Below are 17691 nucleotides of genomic sequence, written 5' to 3'. Positions count from 1 at the left end.
CCGCCGTGTCCAGGCGCGGCTCCAGCCCGCACCGTCCCTCCCGTCGCGACTGCCGGACGGGAGGCGCGGTTCCAGCCCGCACCGTCCCTCCAGTCCGGACGGTCCCCGGACGCGGCGCGAGCGTCACGCTCGATCGTTGCGTGCCGCCGCCGACGACGCAACGATCCGGAAACCCCCGGTAGAATTCTCGGACCGCGTCCGTTCGGCGCGGCGCCCAGCCCCAGGAGTGAACACGTGGCCCTGATCGTGCAGAAGTTCGGTGGATCGTCCGTCGCGGACGCCGAGAGCATCAAGCGCGTGGCCAAGCGGATCGTCGAGACGAAGAAGGCCGGCAACGACGTCGTGGTCGCGGTCTCCGCGATGGGCGACACGACCGATGAACTCCTCGACCTGGCGAACCGGGTGAGCCCGCTGCCCGCCGGCCGCGAACTCGACATGCTGCTCACGGCGGGGGAGCGCATCTCGATGGCGCTCCTCGCGATGGCGATCAAGAGCCTCGGGGTCGAGGCGTCGTCGTACACCGGCAGCCAGGCGGGCATGCTCACCGACGCCCAGCACGGTCGCGCACGCATCGTCGACGTCACCCCGAAGCGCGTGCGCGAGGCGCTCGACCAGGGACACGTCGCGATCGTCGCGGGGTTCCAGGGCTTCAACCGGACGACCGGCGAGATCACCACGCTCGGGCGCGGCGGATCCGACACGACGGCCGTCGCCCTGGCGGCAGCGCTCGACGCCGACGTCTGCGAGATCTACACCGACGTCGACGGCATCTACAGCGCCGACCCCCGCGTCGTCCCCAAGGCGCACAAGATCGACCGGATCACGAGCGAGGAGATGCTCGAACTCGCAGCCGCGGGTGCCAAGGTCCTCTACATCCGCGCCGTCGAGTACGCCAGGCGCCACGGCGTCACCCTGCACGTCCGGTCCTCGTTCAACAACGCCGAGGGCACCATCGTCTACAACCCTGCCGAGGGGGAAACCGTGGAAGAACCGATCATCACCGGCATCGCCGGAGACCTCTCCGAGGGCAAGATCACCGTCGTCGGTGTCCCCGACCAGCCGGGCAAGGCGGCCGAGATCTTCACGATCGTGGCCAGGGCCGGCGCAAACATCGACATGATCGTGCAGAACGTGTCCGCCGCGGCGACCGGTCGTACCGACATCTCGTTCACACTCCCGAAGTCGCAGGGCACCGGTGTGCTCACGGCGCTCGAGGCCTCCAAACCCGAGATCGGCTACGAGACCGTGCAGTACGACGACCAGATCGGCAAGCTCGTACTCGTCGGGGCCGGCATGCGGACGAACGCCGGCGTCTCGGCACAGCTCTTCCGCGCCCTGCACGAGGCCTCGATCAACATCGAGATGATCTCGACGAGTGAGATCCGGATCTCCGTCGTGACCCGGGCGGACACCCTGAACGAGGCGCTCCGCGTCGTGCACAGCGCGTTCGGCCTCGACGCCGACACCGACGCCGTCGTCTACGCCGGCACCGGGAGGTAGCGCACCATGACAGAGCTCACCATCGCCGTCGTCGGTGCCACCGGCCAGGTCGGCAAGGTCATGCGCCGCCTCCTCGAGGAGCGGGACTTCCCGGCGACGACCGTCCGGTTCTTCGCGACCGCCCGGTCCGCGGGCACCACCCTGCCGTTCCGTGGCCAGGACATCGTCGTCGAGGACTCCGCGACCGCCGACCCGACCGGCGTCGACATCGCGCTCTTCTCGGCGGGCGCCACGGGCTCCCGCGCGCTCGCGCCGAAGTTCGCCGCGGCCGGGGCCGTGGTCATCGACAACTCGAGTGCCTGGCGGATGGACCCGGACGTGCCGCTCGTCGTCAGCGAGGTCAACCCACACGCCATCGACTCGGCGACGAAGGGCATCATCGCGAACCCGAACTGCACGACGATGGCGATCATGCCGGTGCTCAAGGTCCTCGACGCCGAGGCCGGTCTGACGCGCCTCATCGCGACGACCTACCAGGCGGTCTCGGGCAGTGGGCTCGCGGGCGTCGAGGAGCTGCTCGACCAGGCCAGGGCAGCGCTCGAACAGGACGCAGCCGCGCTCACCCACGACGGATCCGCGGTGACGTTCCCAGAGCCGCAGAAGTACGTCGCGCCGATCGCGTTCGACGTCATCCCGTTCGCCGGCAACCTCGTCGAGGACGGCTCGAACGAGACCGACGAGGAGAAGAAGCTCCGCAACGAGAGCCGGAAGATCCTCGAGCTCCCCGACCTGCTCGTCGCGGGGACCTGTGTCCGCGTCCCGGTGTTCACCGGTCACTCGATCTCGGTGAACGCCGAGTTCGCCCGTCCGATCTCGCCGGACCGTGCTCGTGCGGTGCTCGCGGCGGCCCCGGGTGTCGAGCTCGCCGAGGTGCCGACGCCGCTCCAGGCCGCCGGCGCCGACCCGACGTTCGTGGGACGCATCCGCGAGGACCAGTCCGCACCGGAGGGCCGCGGGCTCGCGCTGTTCGTCAGCAACGACAACCTGCGGAAGGGTGCTGCGCTCAACGCGGTGCAGATCGCCGAGGTCGTCGTGGCGCGTCGCGAGGCCGCAGTCACGGCCTGACGTCCGCTCGCACTCGCGCCCTGCACACCTGCGTCCGTCCCGAACACACGGATCCGCGTGTTCAGGGCGGATGAGGGTGGTCACCCGGACCGTTCCGGACTGGAGGGACGGTGCGGGGTGGCACCGCGACTCCCGTCCGGTACTGGGGCCGTTCCGGACTGGAGGGACGGTGCGGGGTGGCACCGCGCCTCCAGTCCGGCGTCGGATCGCGTCCGGCAGGGCGCGGTCAGGCTCGGCGGCGCCTCACGATCATGACGACAGCCGCGCCGGCGGCGAGCAGCAGGCCGCCGAGCGTGAGTGCGACAGCGACGGGTGCGCCGGTGAAGGCGAGTTCCGCGCCGTGGGTCGGCGTCGTGGTCGTTCCGTGGCCGTCGCCGGCGTCGGGTGTGCCGATCGGGTCGACGATCACGACCGGGTCCGTCGGGTCGACCGGGTCCACGGGGTCGACCGGGTCCACCGGGTCGACCGGGTCGACTGCGGCGTCCGTGATCTCGATCGTGAACGTGCGGAGCGCGCTCTCCGAACCACCGGGGAACCGCGCGGTCGCGGTCAGTTCGTGGGATCCGATCGCGAGGGGTTCGGCGGGCTCGCAGGTCCAGGCGCCGTTCTCGTCGGCGGGTGCGGCGAAGCAGATGACGGCGCCTTCGGTGTCGCGGATCGTGACCAGTGTGCCCGGCGTCGCGGTGCCGACGATCGCCGCCCCGACGACCACCTCCGTCGCGTCGATGACGGGCGGCTCCGGCGTCTCGACCAGCGGCGTGAGGACGGTGGTCTCGGTGACGGGGGAGAGCTGTCCGGCGGCGTCGGTGGCGATGACCGCGATGTCGTGCGCGCCCGGGGTGAGCGCGGACGCGAGGGTGCAGGACCACTCGCCGGCGGCGTTCGGGACCACCGTGTCGCACAGGACGGTGCCGTCGTCGGCGTGCACCGTGACGGTCGTACCCGGGTCGGTGGTGCCCTCGATCGGACCGCGCGACGTCGCCATCAGTTCGGTCGTGACGGTCGGTGCGCCCGGTGCTGCCAGCCGCTCGAAGTCGGTCCCCTCCGTCGCCAGGGTGAGACGGGTCGCGGCCGTGGTCGCGAGCCAGGCGCCGTCGGTGTCCGGGGCGGCGGCAGCGTCGTCGACCCGGAACCGGACGGAGCCCGCCTGGTCGACGGCGGCGAAGGTCAGGCAGTCGTCCTCGTCCGTCGCCGGGACCGTGGGGGCGAACGGCAGGATCGGCGAGGCGATCTTCGGCAGACAGGTACCGCCGATGACGAGCGGGCCGGTCGTGCCGGTCGCGGGGATGGAGGACGCTTCGGCGGACGCGGCGACGTCGGACCAGAACGTCGCGCCGTCGGCCGACGCGTTCCCGACGAACGTGGTCGATCCTGCCACCCGGAGCGACTGCGTCGCGAGGGTGCCTGCTTCGCGGGTGTCCGGTCCATGGGCCGCTGGGCTGTGCGGGGTGCCGGTGGGTGCCGCGGCCTGGGCGACGTCGGAGAGCATGAGGAGGAGGGCGGCCGAGGTGGCGGCCGTGACGGCGGTGCGGGCGGCGATGGTCGCTGAGCGGCTGGCTGTCGTGCGTCCGGCTGTCGCGCGGCTGGCTGTCGTGCGGCTGGCTGTCGTGCGGCTGGCTGTCGTGCGGCTGGCTGTCGTGCGGTTGGCTGTCGGAAGGCCGGCCTGGGGTGCGCGGGGTGTGGTGAGGGGTGACACGAAGGGTCTTTCGGTGGAGGAACAGGTGCACGGAACCCTACCAATATCCTGAATATCGGATTGACTCTCACCTGTCCGCATTCGAGTCCGCGATGCGCGGCAGCCGTGAACCTCGCCAGCAGGCGCTTGTAGGATCGTGGGGTGCCGTCAGAGAAGTCAGTGAAGCCCCTCGACGTCGTCATGATCGGCGGCGGAGTCATGAGTGCGACGCTCGCAGCGATCCTGCACCGCCTCGAGCCCGATTGGTCCATCCGGATCTACGAGCAGCTCGGTGGTGTCGCCGAGGAGTCGTCGAACCCGTGGAACAACGCCGGGACGGGACACTCTGCGCTCTGCGAGCTGAACTACACGCCGGAGCGTCCGGACGGAACCGTCGACATCAGCAAGGCGGTCGGCGTCAACGAGCAGTTCCAGGTCTCGCGGCAGTTCTGGTCGTACCTCGTCGAGACTGGTGGCCTCGCCGAACCGGAGTCGTTCATCAACCCGACACCGCACATCAGCTTCGTCTGGGGCGAGAAGAACGTCGCCTACATGCGTGCGCGCTACGAGGCGATGAAGGACCACCCCCTGTTCGCCGGCATCGAGTACAGCGAGGACGCGGCACAGATCCGGGAGTGGGCACCGGCGCTCATCCCCGGCCGCAAGAAGGACCAGCCGATCGCCGCGACCTACTCGGCCGCGGGCTCGGACGTCGACTTCGGGTCGATCACCCGGCAGCTCGTCGAGGGCCTCCAGGCCGAGGGCGTCGAGTTCATGCCGAACAATCGCGTCAAGACCATCAGGCGCTGGGAGGACGGGCTCTGGCGGATCAAGGTCAAGAGCGAGGTCGGTCAGACGGTGACCGACATCGCGGCCAAGTTCGTGTTCGTCGGTGCCGGCGGTGGTGCGCTGCGGCTGCTCCAGAAGACCGGCATCCCCGAGATCCGCGGGTTCGGGGGCTTTCCGGTCTCCGGCGAGTTCCTCCGGTCGGACGACCCGCACGTCGTCGGCAAGCACGCTGCGAAGGTCTACGGCAAGGCGTCGGTCGGTGCGCCGCCCATGTCCGTGCCGCACCTCGACACCCGGATCGTCGACGGCGACGCCTCGCTCATGTTCGGGCCGTACGCCGGGTTCAGCCCGAAGTTCCTCAAGCAGGGGTCGATGCTCGACCTGTTCGCATCGATCCGGTTGCACAACATCCGGCCGATGCTGAGTGTCGCACTCTCGAACTTCGACCTGCTCAAGTACCTCATCGGGCAGCTCGCTGCGAGCCGGACCGAGAAGTTCGACGCGCTGCGGGAGTTCATGCCGACCGCCGAGCCGGGGGACTGGCACAAGATCGTCGCGGGCCAGCGGGTGCAGGTCATCAAGCCCGATGCCGACAAGGGCGGGGTCCTGCAGTTCGGGACCGAGGTCATCACGAGCGCCGACGGCTCCATCGCCGGTCTCCTCGGAGCCTCCCCGGGTGCATCGACCGCCGTGCCGATCATGCTCGGCCTCATCGACAAGTGCTTCCCGGACCACCGTGCGAAGTGGGCGGAGGCCATCCGGACGATGGTCCCGACCTACGGCAAGGACCTCGGCGGCGACGCGGCACTCGCGGACGCAACCCTCGAGCGGACCGCGGGAGTGCTCCACCTGCAGCACTGAGCGTTCCGCGGGCTGCGCACCTGGCTCGCGGGTGCTTGACCATCGTTCGAACACATGTTCGAATGGGCTCATGCGATGGAACAAGCAGGCACTCGATGCCGACGACGACGCCATGCTGCCCGGGTTGTCGTCGAACGCGGGGTTCGTGCGGAGCGTCACGACCCCGGAGTTCGCCGGGGTCACGTTCCACGAGGTCCTCGCGAAGTCGGCGCTCAACCGGGTCGGGGCGGCGAACGACCTCTACGGGGTGACGATCAACCCGTACCGGGGCTGCAGTCATGCGTGCGTGTACTGCTTCGCGCGGCCGACGCACACGTACCTCGAGTTCGACGCCGGCGCGGACTTCGACCAGCAGATCGTCGTGAAGACCAACGTGGCGGACGTGCTGCGGCGCGAACTCGCGAGGCCCGGCTGGGACCGACACCCGGTGGCGCTCGGCACGAACACCGATCCCTACCAACGGGCCGAGGGCAGGTACCGCCTCATGCCGGGCATCATCGAGGCGTTGGCGGACTCGGGCACCCCGTTCAGCATCCTGACCAAGGGCACGCTGCTCCGGCGGGACATCCCCCTGCTCGCATCGGCCGCGGAACGGGTGCCGGTCGACCTGGCGATGTCGATCGCGGTGTATGACGACGCGCTGCAGCAGTCCGTCGAACCGGGGACCCCGACCACCGCAGCGCGACTGGCCACGGTCAGGGCTGTCCGCGACGCCGGGCTCGACTGCTCGGTGTTCCTCATGCCGATCGTGCCGTACATCACGGACACCCGAGCCCACCTGACGCGCGCGATCGAGCAGTCGGCCGCCGCCGGGGCGACGAGCGTGATGTACTCGGCGCTGCACCTGCGGCCCGGGGTGAAGCCGTGGTTCATGGAGTGGCTCGGTCGGACGAACCCCGATCTCGTGCCCCGCTACCGACAGATGTACCTCGACAACGCCTACGCCCCGAAGGACTACCGGCGGTGGCTCGCGGACCGCATCGCCCCGATCCTGCGCGAGCACCGGCTCGAGATCGGTCGGGTCGATCCCGCCACCGGATCGATGGGCTTCCGCGGTGACGGTGCGGTGGCACAGGGACGCATCGCGGGGCGCGAGGGTGCGATCCCGGGGACCGCGTCGCCGCTGCAGCGTGCCGACCCGCTCCGGACGGCGCGTCGCATGCCCGCGGCGCCCACGGCAGAGAAGGAGCCGCTCCTGGCACCGCTCTTCTGACGTACTGCCGTGGTGAGCCTCAGGCGGTGCTTCGAACCGGATTCGGGGGACAACCAGGACGAGATGCGCCCGCCGAGGTCGTCTCGGCACCGCATCGAAGCGGGCTTCGGGGTACACGTTCAGTGTCGCGGTGGTTGAATGGCGGACGTCGTTGCGAGTTTCGCGGAAGGGCGGTCCAGGTGCTCGGCATTCCCACGCATCTCGCGCCGCGGGTGAACGCGTGGTCGCTGATCCGCTCCTTCCACGCTGCTGCGGTGGCCTCGCTCGCGGTCTCCGCCGGCCTCCTGGTCGTCTACGGCCTGGCCATGCCGTCGGTGCACGTCGTTCCCGGCCTGCTCGCGCTCGTGCCGACTGCCGTCATGATGGGCGTGCACGCCCGGTTCGGCACCTGGCGTTCGGCGGCGGCGTTCCTGCTCGTCGGGGGCGTGTCTGCCGTGTGGTTCGCGGCGGTCGTCGAATCCCAGCTCGGGGACGCCGACTACGTCGTGTCCTACCTGGTGTCCCTCGCGATCATCCCGCTCGTGCTCGTCGGCGGCGCCGGGGCCCGGCCGGGCAGGGTGATCGCGTGGTCGGTCGTCGGGTTCGCGGTCGGTCGAGTGGCCACCGTGATCGGTGCGGAGCTCGTCGGAGGCCGGGTCGAGCCTGCCGTGCTCGCCTGGCTCACGATGGTGCTCGTGATCGGGATCGTGGGATTCGGTACCCGGGTCACGGCACGGCTGCAACGCATCCAGCCCGAGTTCCTCCGGTCTGCCCGTGAAGAGCACGTCGCCGCGTACCGCCAGCGGATGGAACTCGAGGCAGCAGCGATCCTGCATGACACCGTGCTCAACCACCTGAACGCGATCGCGGTCGCACCGTCCGGCCCGATGGACGACCACCTGGCGCGCGCCGTCGACGCCGACGTGTCGATGCTCGTCAGCCGCGAATGGCTCGTCCCGGGTGCCGACACCAGCCCACGCGGTTCGTCCACGGGGGCCGGCTTCGCCGGTGCCGACCGTTCGATCCCGGACGGTCCCGCGGCTGCATCATGCGGCGGCGATGCACTGACGGCGGTGGTGGAGGCGGCACGATCGGCCGAGTTCGACGTCGATCTGACCGGGAACACGTCGGCGATCGCGCGGCTCGACCCGGAGACGGGCACGGCACTCGCACGGGCAGTGGCGCAGTGCCTGGCGAACGTGCAGAAGCACGCCGAGACGGACTGCGCCGAGGTGAGTGTCTTCGACGACGAATCGACGTGCACCGTCATGGTGGTCGACGACGGCCGCGGGTTCGAGGAGTCCGCCACCGCCGCGGACCGTCTCGGACTCAAGAACTCGGTCCGCCAGCGCGTCGAGCGTGTCGGCGGCAGCGTCCAGGTGTGGTCCTCGCCCGGCACGGGGACGAGCGTGATGATGACCGTGCCGTTCCCGACGACACCGGCCGACGTGCCGGAGGTCGGCCGCCTGGAGCGGGCGTCGTGAGCGCAGCCCCTCGACGAGGCGGTCCGGACCGTCCGGGCGCACGGCGGTTCGACACCGGGCCCGGCACAGCACAGCGCGGCGCGCGGCGGACGCCACAGCGCGCCGCACAGCAGTACGACCCGCTCGGCGCGCAGGGTGTTCGGTCCCTGGTGGCCCTCGCGGTCTTCGGCTCGGTGCTCTGGGCGATCCTCGTGTCGGTGTTCTCGCGCGACGTGGGTGGGAGCCCGACGATGAGTGCCATGACGGTGCTCCTCGTGGCCGCCGCCGCGGGGGTCGTGGCGTTCAGCACGAGCCCGTTCCGTGCGCCCTTCTCGCGCCCTGCAGCCGTGTCGTTCGTCGTGCTCCTCGGACTCGCGACCGTCACGAGCGTCGCCGCGCAGTGGGGCCCGGACACGAATGCCCAGAACGACTTCATGGCGCTGGTCACGGCCGTGGGGGTACTCGTGCTCGGCCCGTACCGACCGTGGCGCGAGGTGCTGCTCGCCGGGATCGCGTTCGCCGTCGTGAACGGTGTCGTCTGGGGCATCGCCGCCGCCGCCTTCCCGACGTCGGTCCCCGTGGCGGTCGTCGTGCTGCTCGCGAGCGCGCCCACCGTGGTGCTCACCACCGCCGCGACCGTGTACGCCGCGACGTTCGTCCGCCTCGCCGAACGGGTGCAGATCCGCGCCGGGTCGTACTCGGTCGAGCGCGCGGACCGCGACGGCATCGCGCGGAGCGTGCAGCAGGACCGGGTGACGATCCTCACCCGCGACGTCGCCCCGTTCTTCGAGGAGCTCCGGACGCGCGAGTCGATCGGTGACGCTGACCGCGAGCGCGCGAGGCAGATCTCGGACGGGATCCGTCGGGTGATGGTCGCCGACGCCGACCGGACCTGGCTCGAACAGGCGGTCCTGGCGGATGGCGGGGAGCGCACCGTCGTGACGGACCCGGACGGTGCGATCCGCGGCATGGACGTCGATCAGCGCACCGTCGTCCGGACGTTCCTGCGTGCCGCGCTGGCCGCACCGGCCGTCGATCCCGCCGGGGTCCGGCTGCTGGTCGAGCCGCACGCCGAGGACCCGTCCCGGACCTGCTTCGACGTGCAGATGTCCGTGGCCGACTCTGACGTCGGCATCCACCGGAGCTTCGACGCCTACCTCGCCGTCCTCCGGGTGACGTTCCCCGACCTCGACGTCGCGGTGCGTCCGTCGTCGCTCGCACTAAGGTTCTCTTATGACCAGCACTGACCCGAACAGGCTGACGAACGGTGGCCCCGCGGGGTTCGCCGGCGCCGACCGTCGGATCTCGCCGGACGCTGGGGCGACACCCTCGGCGAGTCTCGGCGCACAGAACGGCCCGACCGACGCGAACAGGACGACCGACGCGAACAGGACGACCGACGCGAACGGCCCGACCGACGCGAACGGCCAGACCCGCCGCGTCCGCCTCGCCATCCTCGACGACCACGAGGTGCTCCTGGACAGCCTGTCGAGCTGGATCGCGGTCAACGCGTACGACTTCGACCTGGCGCTCACGGCACATACCTGGGTCGAGATGGTGCACAGCGACAGCTTCCCGACCGACCTCGTGTTCCTCGACTTCCAGCTCAAGGAGCCGGTGTCGATCGAGGCCCGCGTCCGCACCTGTCGCGCCGCCGGAGCCAAGGTGATCGTGCTCTCGAGCGTCGACACCCGCGAGTCGCGCGACCGTGCCGTGCAGGCCGGTGCTGCCGCGTTCCTCTCGAAGTCGCTGCCTATGCGCGAGGTGATGGACGTCGCGCGCGAGGTCATGGGTGTCGCCCGCGAGTCCGCGCCGCAGCGCGACTGGCGTCCGCTCCCGACCGGTGCGGCTGGTCACCAGCGCCCGAAGTTGAGCCACGGCGAGGAAGAAGCCCTCCGGCTCTACGTCTCCGGGTTCTCGACCAACGAGGTCGCCGCCCAGATGAACGTGCAGTACGAGACGGCCAAGACCTACCTCCGTCGCGTGCGGGAGAAGTACGGCAAGGTCGGTCGTCCGGCATCCAAGAAGAGCGACCTGATCCGACGGGCTGCCGAGGACGGGTACCTGCAGTAGTGGCGAAGCTGTACTTCCGCTACGGGGCGATGAACAGCGGCAAGAGCACGGCGCTCCTGCAGGCCGCCTTCAACTACGAGGAACGCGGCCAGCGGGTCCTGCTCGCCAAGCCGTCGGTCGACACGAAGGGGGACCGGTCGATCGTCTCGCGGCTCGGTGTCACCCGCGACGTCGACCTGGTGTTCACCCCGGGGGACGACGTCCGTGCCGCGGTCTCGGCTGCCGCTCCCACCGATCCGGAACGTACTGAGCTCGACGGCATGTCGCGGCGTGTCAGCTGCGTGCTGGTCGACGAGGCGCAGTTCCTGACACCCCGGCAGGTCGACGACCTCCTCCGCATCGCCGTCCTCGACGACGTCCCGGTGCTCGCGTACGGCATCCGCACGGACTTCCGGACGGAGGCGTTCCCGGGCAGCCGACGCCTCCTCGAGGTCGCGCACTCGCTCGAGGAGCTCAAGACCATCTGCCGCTGCGGTCGCAAGGCGGTCTTCAACGCGCGGAAGGTCGACGGCGTGTTCGTCTTCGACGGTTCGCAGGTCGCGATCGACGGCGCCGCCGTCACCTACGAGTCGCTCTGTGCGGTCTGCTACCTCACCGAGTCCGGCGGGACCCTCGACGGGTCCTGAGGGGCGCGCAGCGCCGCTGCGGTGCTGCTGCGGCGCCGCTACGGCGTTGCGGACGGGAGGCGCGGTCCGGCACCGCACCGTCCCTCAAGTCCGTCGCGTGGCCGGCTCCGCAGTCCGGACGGGAGGCGCGGTCCGGCCCCGCACCGTCCCTCCAGTCCGTCGGTGCGCGTCAGCGCAGGATGCCGAGGCGACGTGCGCTGTCGACGGCCGCGATCCGGGACGAGACGTCGAGCTTCCGGAAGATGTTGAACACGTGTCGTTTCGCGGTGCCGGGGGCGATGTGCAGTTCGGCCGCAATCTCGGTGTTCGTCAGGGCCGCGGCGACAAGCCGGAGCACCTCTTGTTCGCGCGGGCTGAGTGTCGTGCGTGCGGCTCCCGGTGGGGCGGACCTGAGCGACGGGGGAGACGACCGCGGGTCTGCGGCCGCAGCGATCCGCGCGCAGAGCTCCTGGAACGGGGTGTCCTTCGTCAGGAAGTCCCTCGCCCCGGCTTCGAGGAGTGATCGCTGGAGCACGGCATCGCGGTGCATGGTGAGGATCACGACCGCGATCGCCGGATGGGTTCGCCGGAGGGCGGCGATCGTCGTGCGAGCCGGCGGACCGTCGAGCTCGACGTCCAGGAGCAGCACGTCGATCGCGCGGGCCTCGGGGGAGTCCAGGACGTCGCTCGGCCGTGCGGCGTGCGCGACGACACGCATCGTGGGGACCGTCGAGAGGAGCGTCGCGAGCCCCTCTCGGAAGAGTCGATGGTCGTCCACGAGCGCCACGTGGACGAGTCCACGAGTGGGGTCGTTCATCCGTGGTCCCGCGGTATGGCCAGCCTGACCACAGTCCCTGCGCCCGGAGCGCTCTCGATGTCGAGCGCGCCACCGATGAGGTCCGCTCGTTCGCGCATCGTGTGCTGACCGAGTCGGCCCGTGGCGGCTGATCGCGTGTCGAAGCCTGGCCCCTCGTCCGAGACCGTGATGACGAGATCCTTGCCGCACCACCGGAACTCCACGACGACGGGGGCTCCCGGGGCGTGCTTGTGGCAGTTGACGAGTGCCTCGAGGACGATGGTCAACGCTTCCTCGGCACGCCAGGGGGCGATCGGCTCGGGCGTCCCGTGCGTGCGCACGCAGATCCGCTCGTCGGTCGGGAACAGGTCTCGTGCGGAACGGGCGACCGCGACGTCGATCGTCTGGTCGCCGACCCGTGCGTGCAGCGAGACTGCGACGCTCTGCAGATCACGCATGGCCGTGCGCAGCAGGTCCGTCGTCTCCTGCAGGAGCAGCTTCAGCTCGAGGGGCGTGGGGTCCGTGACGAGGGCCAGGTCCACGCGCTGGATGCCTGCGAGCACGCCCGGCGCGATCCGATCGTGCAGGTCCCGCGCGATCTGGGTCCGCGAGTCGAGGTTCGCGGTCGTCACACGGCTGCGGAGCGCCGCGGTGTACGCGACGGCACCCGCCGGGAAACGACTCCAGATCCCCGCGTGCAGGGCTTTGGTGGCGCGGATCACCTCGCTCGTCGTGGACGCTCCGACCTCGTCGATGAACACCGGGAGGTAGGCGTCGAACAGCATCTCGGCGGCGATGAGCGCATCGGCGGGATGCTGCAGGTGCTCAGCGTGCAGGGCCCCGGTCGCGAGGTGGGTCTCCGCCAGCTCGGTGTCTGACGTCCACGCGCGCAGATCGCCCGTCGTCCAGCGAGCGTGCGCTTCCTCGATCATCGAGCGGACGTTCTCGGCCAGGCTCTCGATCAGGTCGGGGTGGAGGGCGTCGGGCTCGAGCGCGTCGATCAGTTGCGGGAGGAGGTCGGCTGCGGATGTGATGTTCTGCATTGCTCCACGACCGTAGCGCACTCGCGACCGGCGCCGCCCATCGAGACGCACCCTCCCCAGCCGCTCTACCAGCCCAGCGGGAGCCGTCCGCGGCAGCGCTAGCACCAAGGCCAGTTCAGGCGATCATCGAGGATGGCGAGGGGGATGAGCACGACCAGCGGTGCCACTGCACACGACACCATCAGCGGTTTGCGCCGCTGAACCCGCCGCGGTCGCAGAGCGATCGTGAACGCAGTCATGGAGCAGCCGAACCAGATGTGGAGGCCCAGGAGCACCTCGATCGCCCTCAGAGCGAGATCACCCTCCCAAGGCGCGTGGCCCGGCAGGAAACCGGTGGACAGGCTGACGAGAACGAGCATCGCGAGGATGGACCATCCGATGATGAGGCCGTAATCGCGTGAGATGTCGCCGACCCGAGGGCGCGCCCACAAGGCGATCAGGCCGAACGCGAGAATGCCTACAGCGCAGCCTGATCCGTACAACATGTACGGCACGAACGACGCGGGAGCATTGCGCGTCAGCCAGTCACCGAAACGAATCCAGGCGAGGAATTCGATGATCACCATGGCCACGGGCAGGATCGGCACGGCGATGGACGCGATCACCCGCGCGACGGTGTTCATCGAGCCTGCCACCGTCGCTCGGATGGGCTCGCTGCGGCGACCGCCCCCGGTGGCAGCGCGGTGGGCCTGAGACTGACGGCTTCCATGCGCGGGGGCGTGCTCCGACTGCGATGGTGTTCTGAGTTGGTCTGCACAGTGCTCGGAACGCTAGCGCCTCGATGCAGAGCGGATGCCGTTGCTCGGAATGAATGTGCCCGAAGGCGTACACCATCCCGGCCAACCCGGAAGGCCCGGGTCAATCAGGAAGGCCCTGAACTCCAGGGGAGTTCAGGGCCTGCTGTCGGGGTGACAGGATTTGAACCTGCGACCTCGTCGTCCCGAACGACGCGCGCTACCAAGCTGCGCCACACCCCGCGGTGTGGTCACTTCGAATCGAAGCAACCATGGAAGTCTACCCGATGCAAACGGGTGCTCCGCACCATCGCGCACCCGCCCGGGCGAGTCGCGCCGTCGCTACGCGGTTCGGGCGGTGAGCGTCACGACGACCGCCTCGGGACGGCACGCGAAGCGCACGGGGGAGTAGATCGACGTGCCGATTCCCGCGGAGACGTTGAGCCAGGACCAGTGCGTCCGGTTCTGCCAGCGGTGCAGGCCGCTCGCATACTCGCGGGGGAGGTCGCAGTTCGTGACGAGTGCGCCGTAGCCGGGGACGGCCACCTGGCCGCCGTGGGTGTGGCCGGCAAAGATCACGTCGGCACCCTGCGACACGAAGGCGTTGAGCACCCGCTGGTACGGCGCGTGCGTGACACCGATGGAGACGGGGTCGGGGCCGGGCTCGTCGTTCCACGGCACTTCTTCGCGCAGCTCGTCGACGTGGTTCGGCAGCAGGTCCAGTCGATCCCAGCCGCGGTGTGCGTCCGAGGTCCCGAAGAGCTCCAGGCGTGATCCCTTGACCTCGACGGCACGGGCATGGTCGTTGAGGTCGAGCCAGCCGAGCGACTCGAAGTACGCGGTCTGCCGCTCGATGTCGAGGTCGACCTGCTGCACACCGTGCATGGAACTCGGTCCGCCGAAGTACTTCAGCGGGTTGCGCGGAGAGGGCCCGTAGTAGTCATTCGAGCCGTACACGAACGCACCGGGGATGCCCCGGAACGGCTCGAGCGCGTACTCGACCGCCGCGTTCGCTGTGGCATGCCCCAGGTTGTCGCCGGTATTGACGATGAAGTCGGGCTCGACGAGGCTCAGGTCACGCAGCCACTGCTGCTTGTCCGACTGCCACGGTGCCATGTGGATGTCGGACAGGTGCAGGACCGTCAGATCGCGCGATCCAGGCGGGAGCACCGGGACCGTCTCCCACCGCAGTGAGAAGCGTCGTCGCTCGACGATGGTTCCCCATGCTGCTGCCCCCGCCCCGAGCAGAGCGCCCGCGGCGATGACGCCGAGGGCACCGCCGCCACGGCCCTGGCTCACGAACAGTTCCCCGGGTCCTTGCCGTCAGGGGTGCCGTACGCGGTGATCGTCACCGTGCTGCTCTTCGCGGTGGCGGTCCCCGCGGCGGGATCGGTCGAGACCACCTTGCAGGCCTGGCCGTTCGCCCCCTTCTGGAACTGCCCGCTCAGCTGCACCGACGCGAACCCGGCTCCGTTGAGCGACTTCGCCGCGTCCTTGACGGTCTGTCCAGCCACGTTGGGCACCGACGACTGCGAGCCGTCGGTGGTGTACACCGTGACGCTCGAGCCCTTCGACAGGAGCGATCCGCTGGCGGGCGATGTCGACGAGACCGTGCCGGCGGTGCCGCCGCCGGCCTGCGTGCCGCCGTCGACGAACCGGAAGCCGGCAGCCGCCAGGGCAGCCTGGGCCTCGGCCGTGGTCTTCCCGGCGACGTTGGGGACGGCCACAGTGTTCCCGTTGATCGCGGAGGACGACGGGTTGGTGAACGGACCCGCCGGGTACTGCGAGTTCAACGGCGCCTGGAGCTGCTTGAAGACATTCGCCCGAGCACCGGCGTAGGTGTTGGTGACGCCGTTCGAGTAGTGACGGAGGTTCAGCAGCTTGCCGTCGGTGTTGCCCTGCCAGTACGCGGTCGTGACGCGGGAAGTACCGCCGACGAGCCAGATCTGGTCCGCGTTGTCGGTCGTGCCGGTCTTGCCGAACATCTGCATCCCGTCGGCCGTCTGCGCGCCGACTGCGGTTCCGCCCGTGATCGTCCGCTTCAGTGCGTACACGGCGGACTGGGCCACCGTCGGGTCGATGACCTGGTTGCATTCCTTGGTCTGACCCCCGAGCGACTTGCCGTCTGCGTCGGTGATGTTGTCGATCGCGATCGGCTTGCAATAGATGCCGTTGTTCGCGACCGTCGCGTATGCAGCTGCCATCGTCATGGGCGCGATGTTGTTGGTCCCGAGGACCGACGACGGGTAGGAGTCGAGCTCCTGCGTTCCGCGTGCGACGTGGACACCGAGCTTCTTGGCGTTGTCGCGGATGTCACACAGGTCGAGCTTGGCGGCCATCGAGGCGAACGCCGCATTGACGGACTCTGCCGTCGCGTTGATCACGGAGAAGTTACCGCGTTCCCCGATGGAGTCGTTCTTCGGAGCCCAGTTCCCGCGATAGGTCTCACCGCAGTGCTTCCAGATGGTCTGCGCGTGTGGTGTGCCGTTCACGACCTCGTTCAGGCCGTGCCCGTTCTCGAGCCAGTCGAGCAGGGTGAACAGCTTGTAGGTCGATCCGGTCTGGAACCCGATACCGCCGCCGTACTTGCTGTCGACGCTGTAGTTGATCGACGTCGACGTGGGCGGCGAGGTCTGCGACTGGTCGTAGTCCTTGTTCTGCGCCATCGTCAGGATGCGCCCGGTCGAGGACTCGAGCGAGTCGGCGACCGCGCCGAGCGACAGCCGCGTCTCGGTGTTCCGGTCGTACCGGTTGAGGATGTCCTTCTGCGCGCCGTTCAGGTCGAGGTCGAGCGTGGTCTGGATCTTGTACCCGCCGGTCCGCCAGGCGGCCGCGCGCTCCTTGTCCGTGGACCCGAGCTGGTCCATCTCCTTGACGATCTTGACCGCGTAGTCGCAGAAGAACTGCGACCCGTTGCCGGCGGCGGCCTGACACCCCTCGGTGGCCGGGGTCAGGTGCACGTAGTCCCCGGGGTTCGTCGCAAGCGCGGCGTCGAGCGTCGGCTTGTCGATGTGCTTCTCGGCGTACATCGCCTTGAGGATGACGTCGCGGCGACCCTTGTTGGCGTCGTAGTACTTGGCGTCGGAGAGGTTCCGCGTGTTGGGCGACTGCACGATCGCGAGGATCGACGCCGCCTCCTTCGCATCGAGGTTCGTGGCGTCCTTGCCGTAGTAGTGCTGCGCTGCCGCCTGCACGCCGTAGGTGTTGTCCCCGAAGAACGCGATGTTCAGGTACGCCGTGAGGATCTGCTTCTTGGTGTACTTCTTCGCGAGGCCGATCGCGAGCTTCATCTCCTCGAGCTTCCGGGGGATGGTCTGCTCGACGGCGTCGTTGTACGCCTTGACCTGTTCTTCCTTGGTCGGCTTCTCGAGGGCCTGCTGCATCTTGATGTTGCGGACGAGTTGCATCGTCAGCGTCGAGGCTCCACCGGAGTCACCGAGGCCACCACCGGCGACACTGCCGAGTCCGGCGCGGACGAGGGACGGGACGTCGACACCGCCGTGCTCGTAGAACCGGCGGTCCTCGCCGTCGATGGCGGCGTCCTTGAGCATCGGCGAGATCTGGTCGAACGTGAGTTCCTGACGGTTCTGGTCGTAGACCGTCGCGAACTGCACGGGCTGACCGCCCTGGTACGCGAAGAGCTCGTTGCGCTGCGGCAGGTCACCGATCTCGATGTACTCGGGGAGTGACTCGAACACGCCGATGGTGGAGGTGGTGGTGACTCCGGCGACGGCGATCGCGGGAGTGACCCCGATCGTCACGAGCAGACCGGCGAGCGCGCTGAAGCCGACGAAGCCGATGAAGGCACCAACGGCGGAGACGGGCTTCGTCTTCTGGGCAGACATAGGATGCAGCCTAAATGATTCGACCGACTGTCGAGCTGACAAGGAGCCGC

Annotated in this window: 14 protein-coding genes and 1 tRNA gene; 8 read left to right on the top strand and 7 right to left on the bottom strand. The window is 69.3% G+C overall.

Features of this window, described 5'->3' with window-relative positions; translation table 11 throughout:
• The first annotated feature begins 234 nt into the window (after positions 1 to 234).
• Both ASF23_RS12180 and ASF23_RS12175 read left to right on the top strand, forming a co-directional pair.
• The gene (locus ASF23_RS12180) at positions 235 to 1500 is read left to right on the top strand and encodes an aspartate kinase (RefSeq protein WP_055953810.1); all 1266 of its coding nucleotides are present in this window, start codon (positions 235 to 237) and stop codon (positions 1498 to 1500) included.
• A gap of 6 nt (positions 1501 to 1506) precedes the next feature.
• Positions 1507 to 2565: an aspartate-semialdehyde dehydrogenase gene (locus ASF23_RS12175; RefSeq protein ID WP_055953807.1), complete on the top strand. Its 1059-nt coding sequence runs from the start codon at positions 1507 to 1509 to the stop codon at positions 2563 to 2565.
• 226 nt (positions 2566 to 2791) lie between these two features.
• On the opposite strand, the gene ASF23_RS12170 is transcribed toward ASF23_RS12175, so the two are convergent.
• Positions 2792 to 4054 carry an Ig-like domain-containing protein gene (locus ASF23_RS12170; RefSeq protein ID WP_055953804.1) on the bottom strand — a complete coding sequence of 421 codons (1263 nt, stop codon included), beginning with the start codon at positions 4052 to 4054 and terminating at the stop codon, positions 2792 to 2794.
• A gap of 387 nt (positions 4055 to 4441) precedes the next feature.
• On the opposite strand from ASF23_RS12170, the gene ASF23_RS12160 reads away from it, so the two are divergent.
• From ASF23_RS12160 to ASF23_RS12135, 6 genes are all read left to right on the top strand, one after another.
• Positions 4442 to 5890 (top strand): malate:quinone oxidoreductase, encoded by a 1449-nt coding sequence (locus ASF23_RS12160; RefSeq protein WP_055954405.1) that lies wholly within the window; start codon positions 4442 to 4444, stop codon positions 5888 to 5890.
• Between the two features lie 70 nt (positions 5891 to 5960).
• A complete protein-coding gene (locus tag ASF23_RS12155; RefSeq protein WP_082474104.1) occupies positions 5961 to 7103 on the top strand; it encodes an Rv2578c family radical SAM protein in 1143 nt (380 codons plus the stop codon).
• Positions 7104 to 7282: 179 nt separating this feature from the next.
• Complete coding sequence (locus tag ASF23_RS12150) at positions 7283 to 8566, top strand: ATP-binding protein (RefSeq protein WP_156364489.1); 1284 nt, start codon at positions 7283 to 7285, stop codon at positions 8564 to 8566.
• Positions 8563 to 9792 carry a hypothetical protein gene (locus ASF23_RS12145; protein WP_156364488.1) on the top strand — a complete coding sequence of 410 codons (1230 nt, stop codon included), beginning with the start codon at positions 8563 to 8565 and terminating at the stop codon, positions 9790 to 9792. The genes ASF23_RS12150 and ASF23_RS12145 overlap by 4 nt, the downstream gene beginning before the upstream one ends.
• On the top strand, positions 9779 to 10618 hold the full coding sequence (locus tag ASF23_RS12140) for a DNA-binding response regulator (protein ID WP_235510880.1): 840 nt from the start codon (positions 9779 to 9781) through the stop codon (positions 10616 to 10618). The genes ASF23_RS12145 and ASF23_RS12140 overlap by 14 nt, the downstream gene beginning before the upstream one ends.
• Entirely contained in the window at positions 10618 to 11244 is a 627-nt protein-coding gene (locus ASF23_RS12135) for a thymidine kinase (protein WP_055953794.1), read from the top strand. Before ASF23_RS12140 ends, ASF23_RS12135 begins: the two co-directional genes overlap by 1 nt.
• Before the next feature lie 169 nt (positions 11245 to 11413).
• Here the strand turns inward: ASF23_RS12135 and ASF23_RS12130 are convergent, their stop codons facing one another.
• The 6 genes from ASF23_RS12130 to ASF23_RS12105 form a co-directional block, all read right to left on the bottom strand.
• A complete protein-coding gene (locus ASF23_RS12130) occupies positions 11414 to 12040 on the bottom strand; it encodes a response regulator transcription factor (RefSeq protein ID WP_082474103.1) in 627 nt (208 codons plus the stop codon).
• On the bottom strand, positions 12037 to 13062 hold the full coding sequence (locus ASF23_RS12125; protein WP_055953789.1) for a sensor histidine kinase: 1026 nt from the start codon (positions 13060 to 13062) through the stop codon (positions 12037 to 12039). Before ASF23_RS12125 ends, ASF23_RS12130 begins: the two co-directional genes overlap by 4 nt.
• Positions 13063 to 13160: 98 nt before the next feature.
• Entirely contained in the window at positions 13161 to 13685 is a 525-nt protein-coding gene (locus ASF23_RS12120) for a hypothetical protein (protein ID WP_156364487.1), read from the bottom strand.
• A 280-nt stretch (positions 13686 to 13965) separates the two neighbouring features.
• Positions 13966 to 14039: transfer RNA gene (locus ASF23_RS12115), tRNA-Pro, on the bottom strand.
• A 99-nt stretch (positions 14040 to 14138) separates the two neighbouring features.
• Entirely contained in the window at positions 14139 to 15095 is a 957-nt protein-coding gene (locus ASF23_RS12110; protein WP_055953782.1) for a metallophosphoesterase, read from the bottom strand.
• Complete coding sequence (locus ASF23_RS12105) at positions 15092 to 17641, bottom strand: transglycosylase domain-containing protein (RefSeq protein ID WP_055953779.1); 2550 nt, start codon at positions 17639 to 17641, stop codon at positions 15092 to 15094. Before ASF23_RS12105 ends, ASF23_RS12110 begins: the two co-directional genes overlap by 4 nt.
• Positions 17642 to 17691 lie beyond the last annotated feature (50 nt).

It is taken from the genome of Curtobacterium sp. Leaf261 (assembly GCF_001422205.1).
Taxonomy (GTDB): domain Bacteria; phylum Actinomycetota; class Actinomycetes; order Actinomycetales; family Microbacteriaceae; genus Curtobacterium.
This window is presented reverse-complemented; position numbering and strand designations above follow the sequence as displayed.

What these genes read in the sequence shown, in the direction of transcription:
- ASF23_RS12175 (WP_055953807.1), top strand. Translation starts at nt 1,507, where the DNA reads ATGACAGAGCTCACCATCGCCGTCGTCGGTGCCACCGGCCAGGTCGGC.
- ASF23_RS12170 (WP_055953804.1), bottom strand. Translation starts at nt 4,054, where the DNA reads ATGCTCTCCGACGTCGCCCAGGCCGCGGCACCCACCGGCACCCCGCAC.
- ASF23_RS12160 (WP_055954405.1), top strand. Translation starts at nt 4,442, where the DNA reads ATGATCGGCGGCGGAGTCATGAGTGCGACGCTCGCAGCGATCCTGCAC.
- ASF23_RS12155 (WP_082474104.1), top strand. Translation starts at nt 5,961, where the DNA reads ATGCGATGGAACAAGCAGGCACTCGATGCCGACGACGACGCCATGCTG.
- ASF23_RS12140 (WP_235510880.1), top strand. Translation starts at nt 9,779, where the DNA reads ATGACCAGCACTGACCCGAACAGGCTGACGAACGGTGGCCCCGCGGGG.
- ASF23_RS12130 (WP_082474103.1), bottom strand. Translation starts at nt 12,040, where the DNA reads ATGAACGACCCCACTCGTGGACTCGTCCACGTGGCGCTCGTGGACGAC.
- ASF23_RS12125 (WP_055953789.1), bottom strand. Translation starts at nt 13,062, where the DNA reads ATGCAGAACATCACATCCGCAGCCGACCTCCTCCCGCAACTGATCGAC.
- ASF23_RS12120 (WP_156364487.1), bottom strand. Translation starts at nt 13,685, where the DNA reads ATGAACACCGTCGCGCGGGTGATCGCGTCCATCGCCGTGCCGATCCTG.
- ASF23_RS12105 (WP_055953779.1), bottom strand. Translation starts at nt 17,641, where the DNA reads ATGTCTGCCCAGAAGACGAAGCCCGTCTCCGCCGTTGGTGCCTTCATC.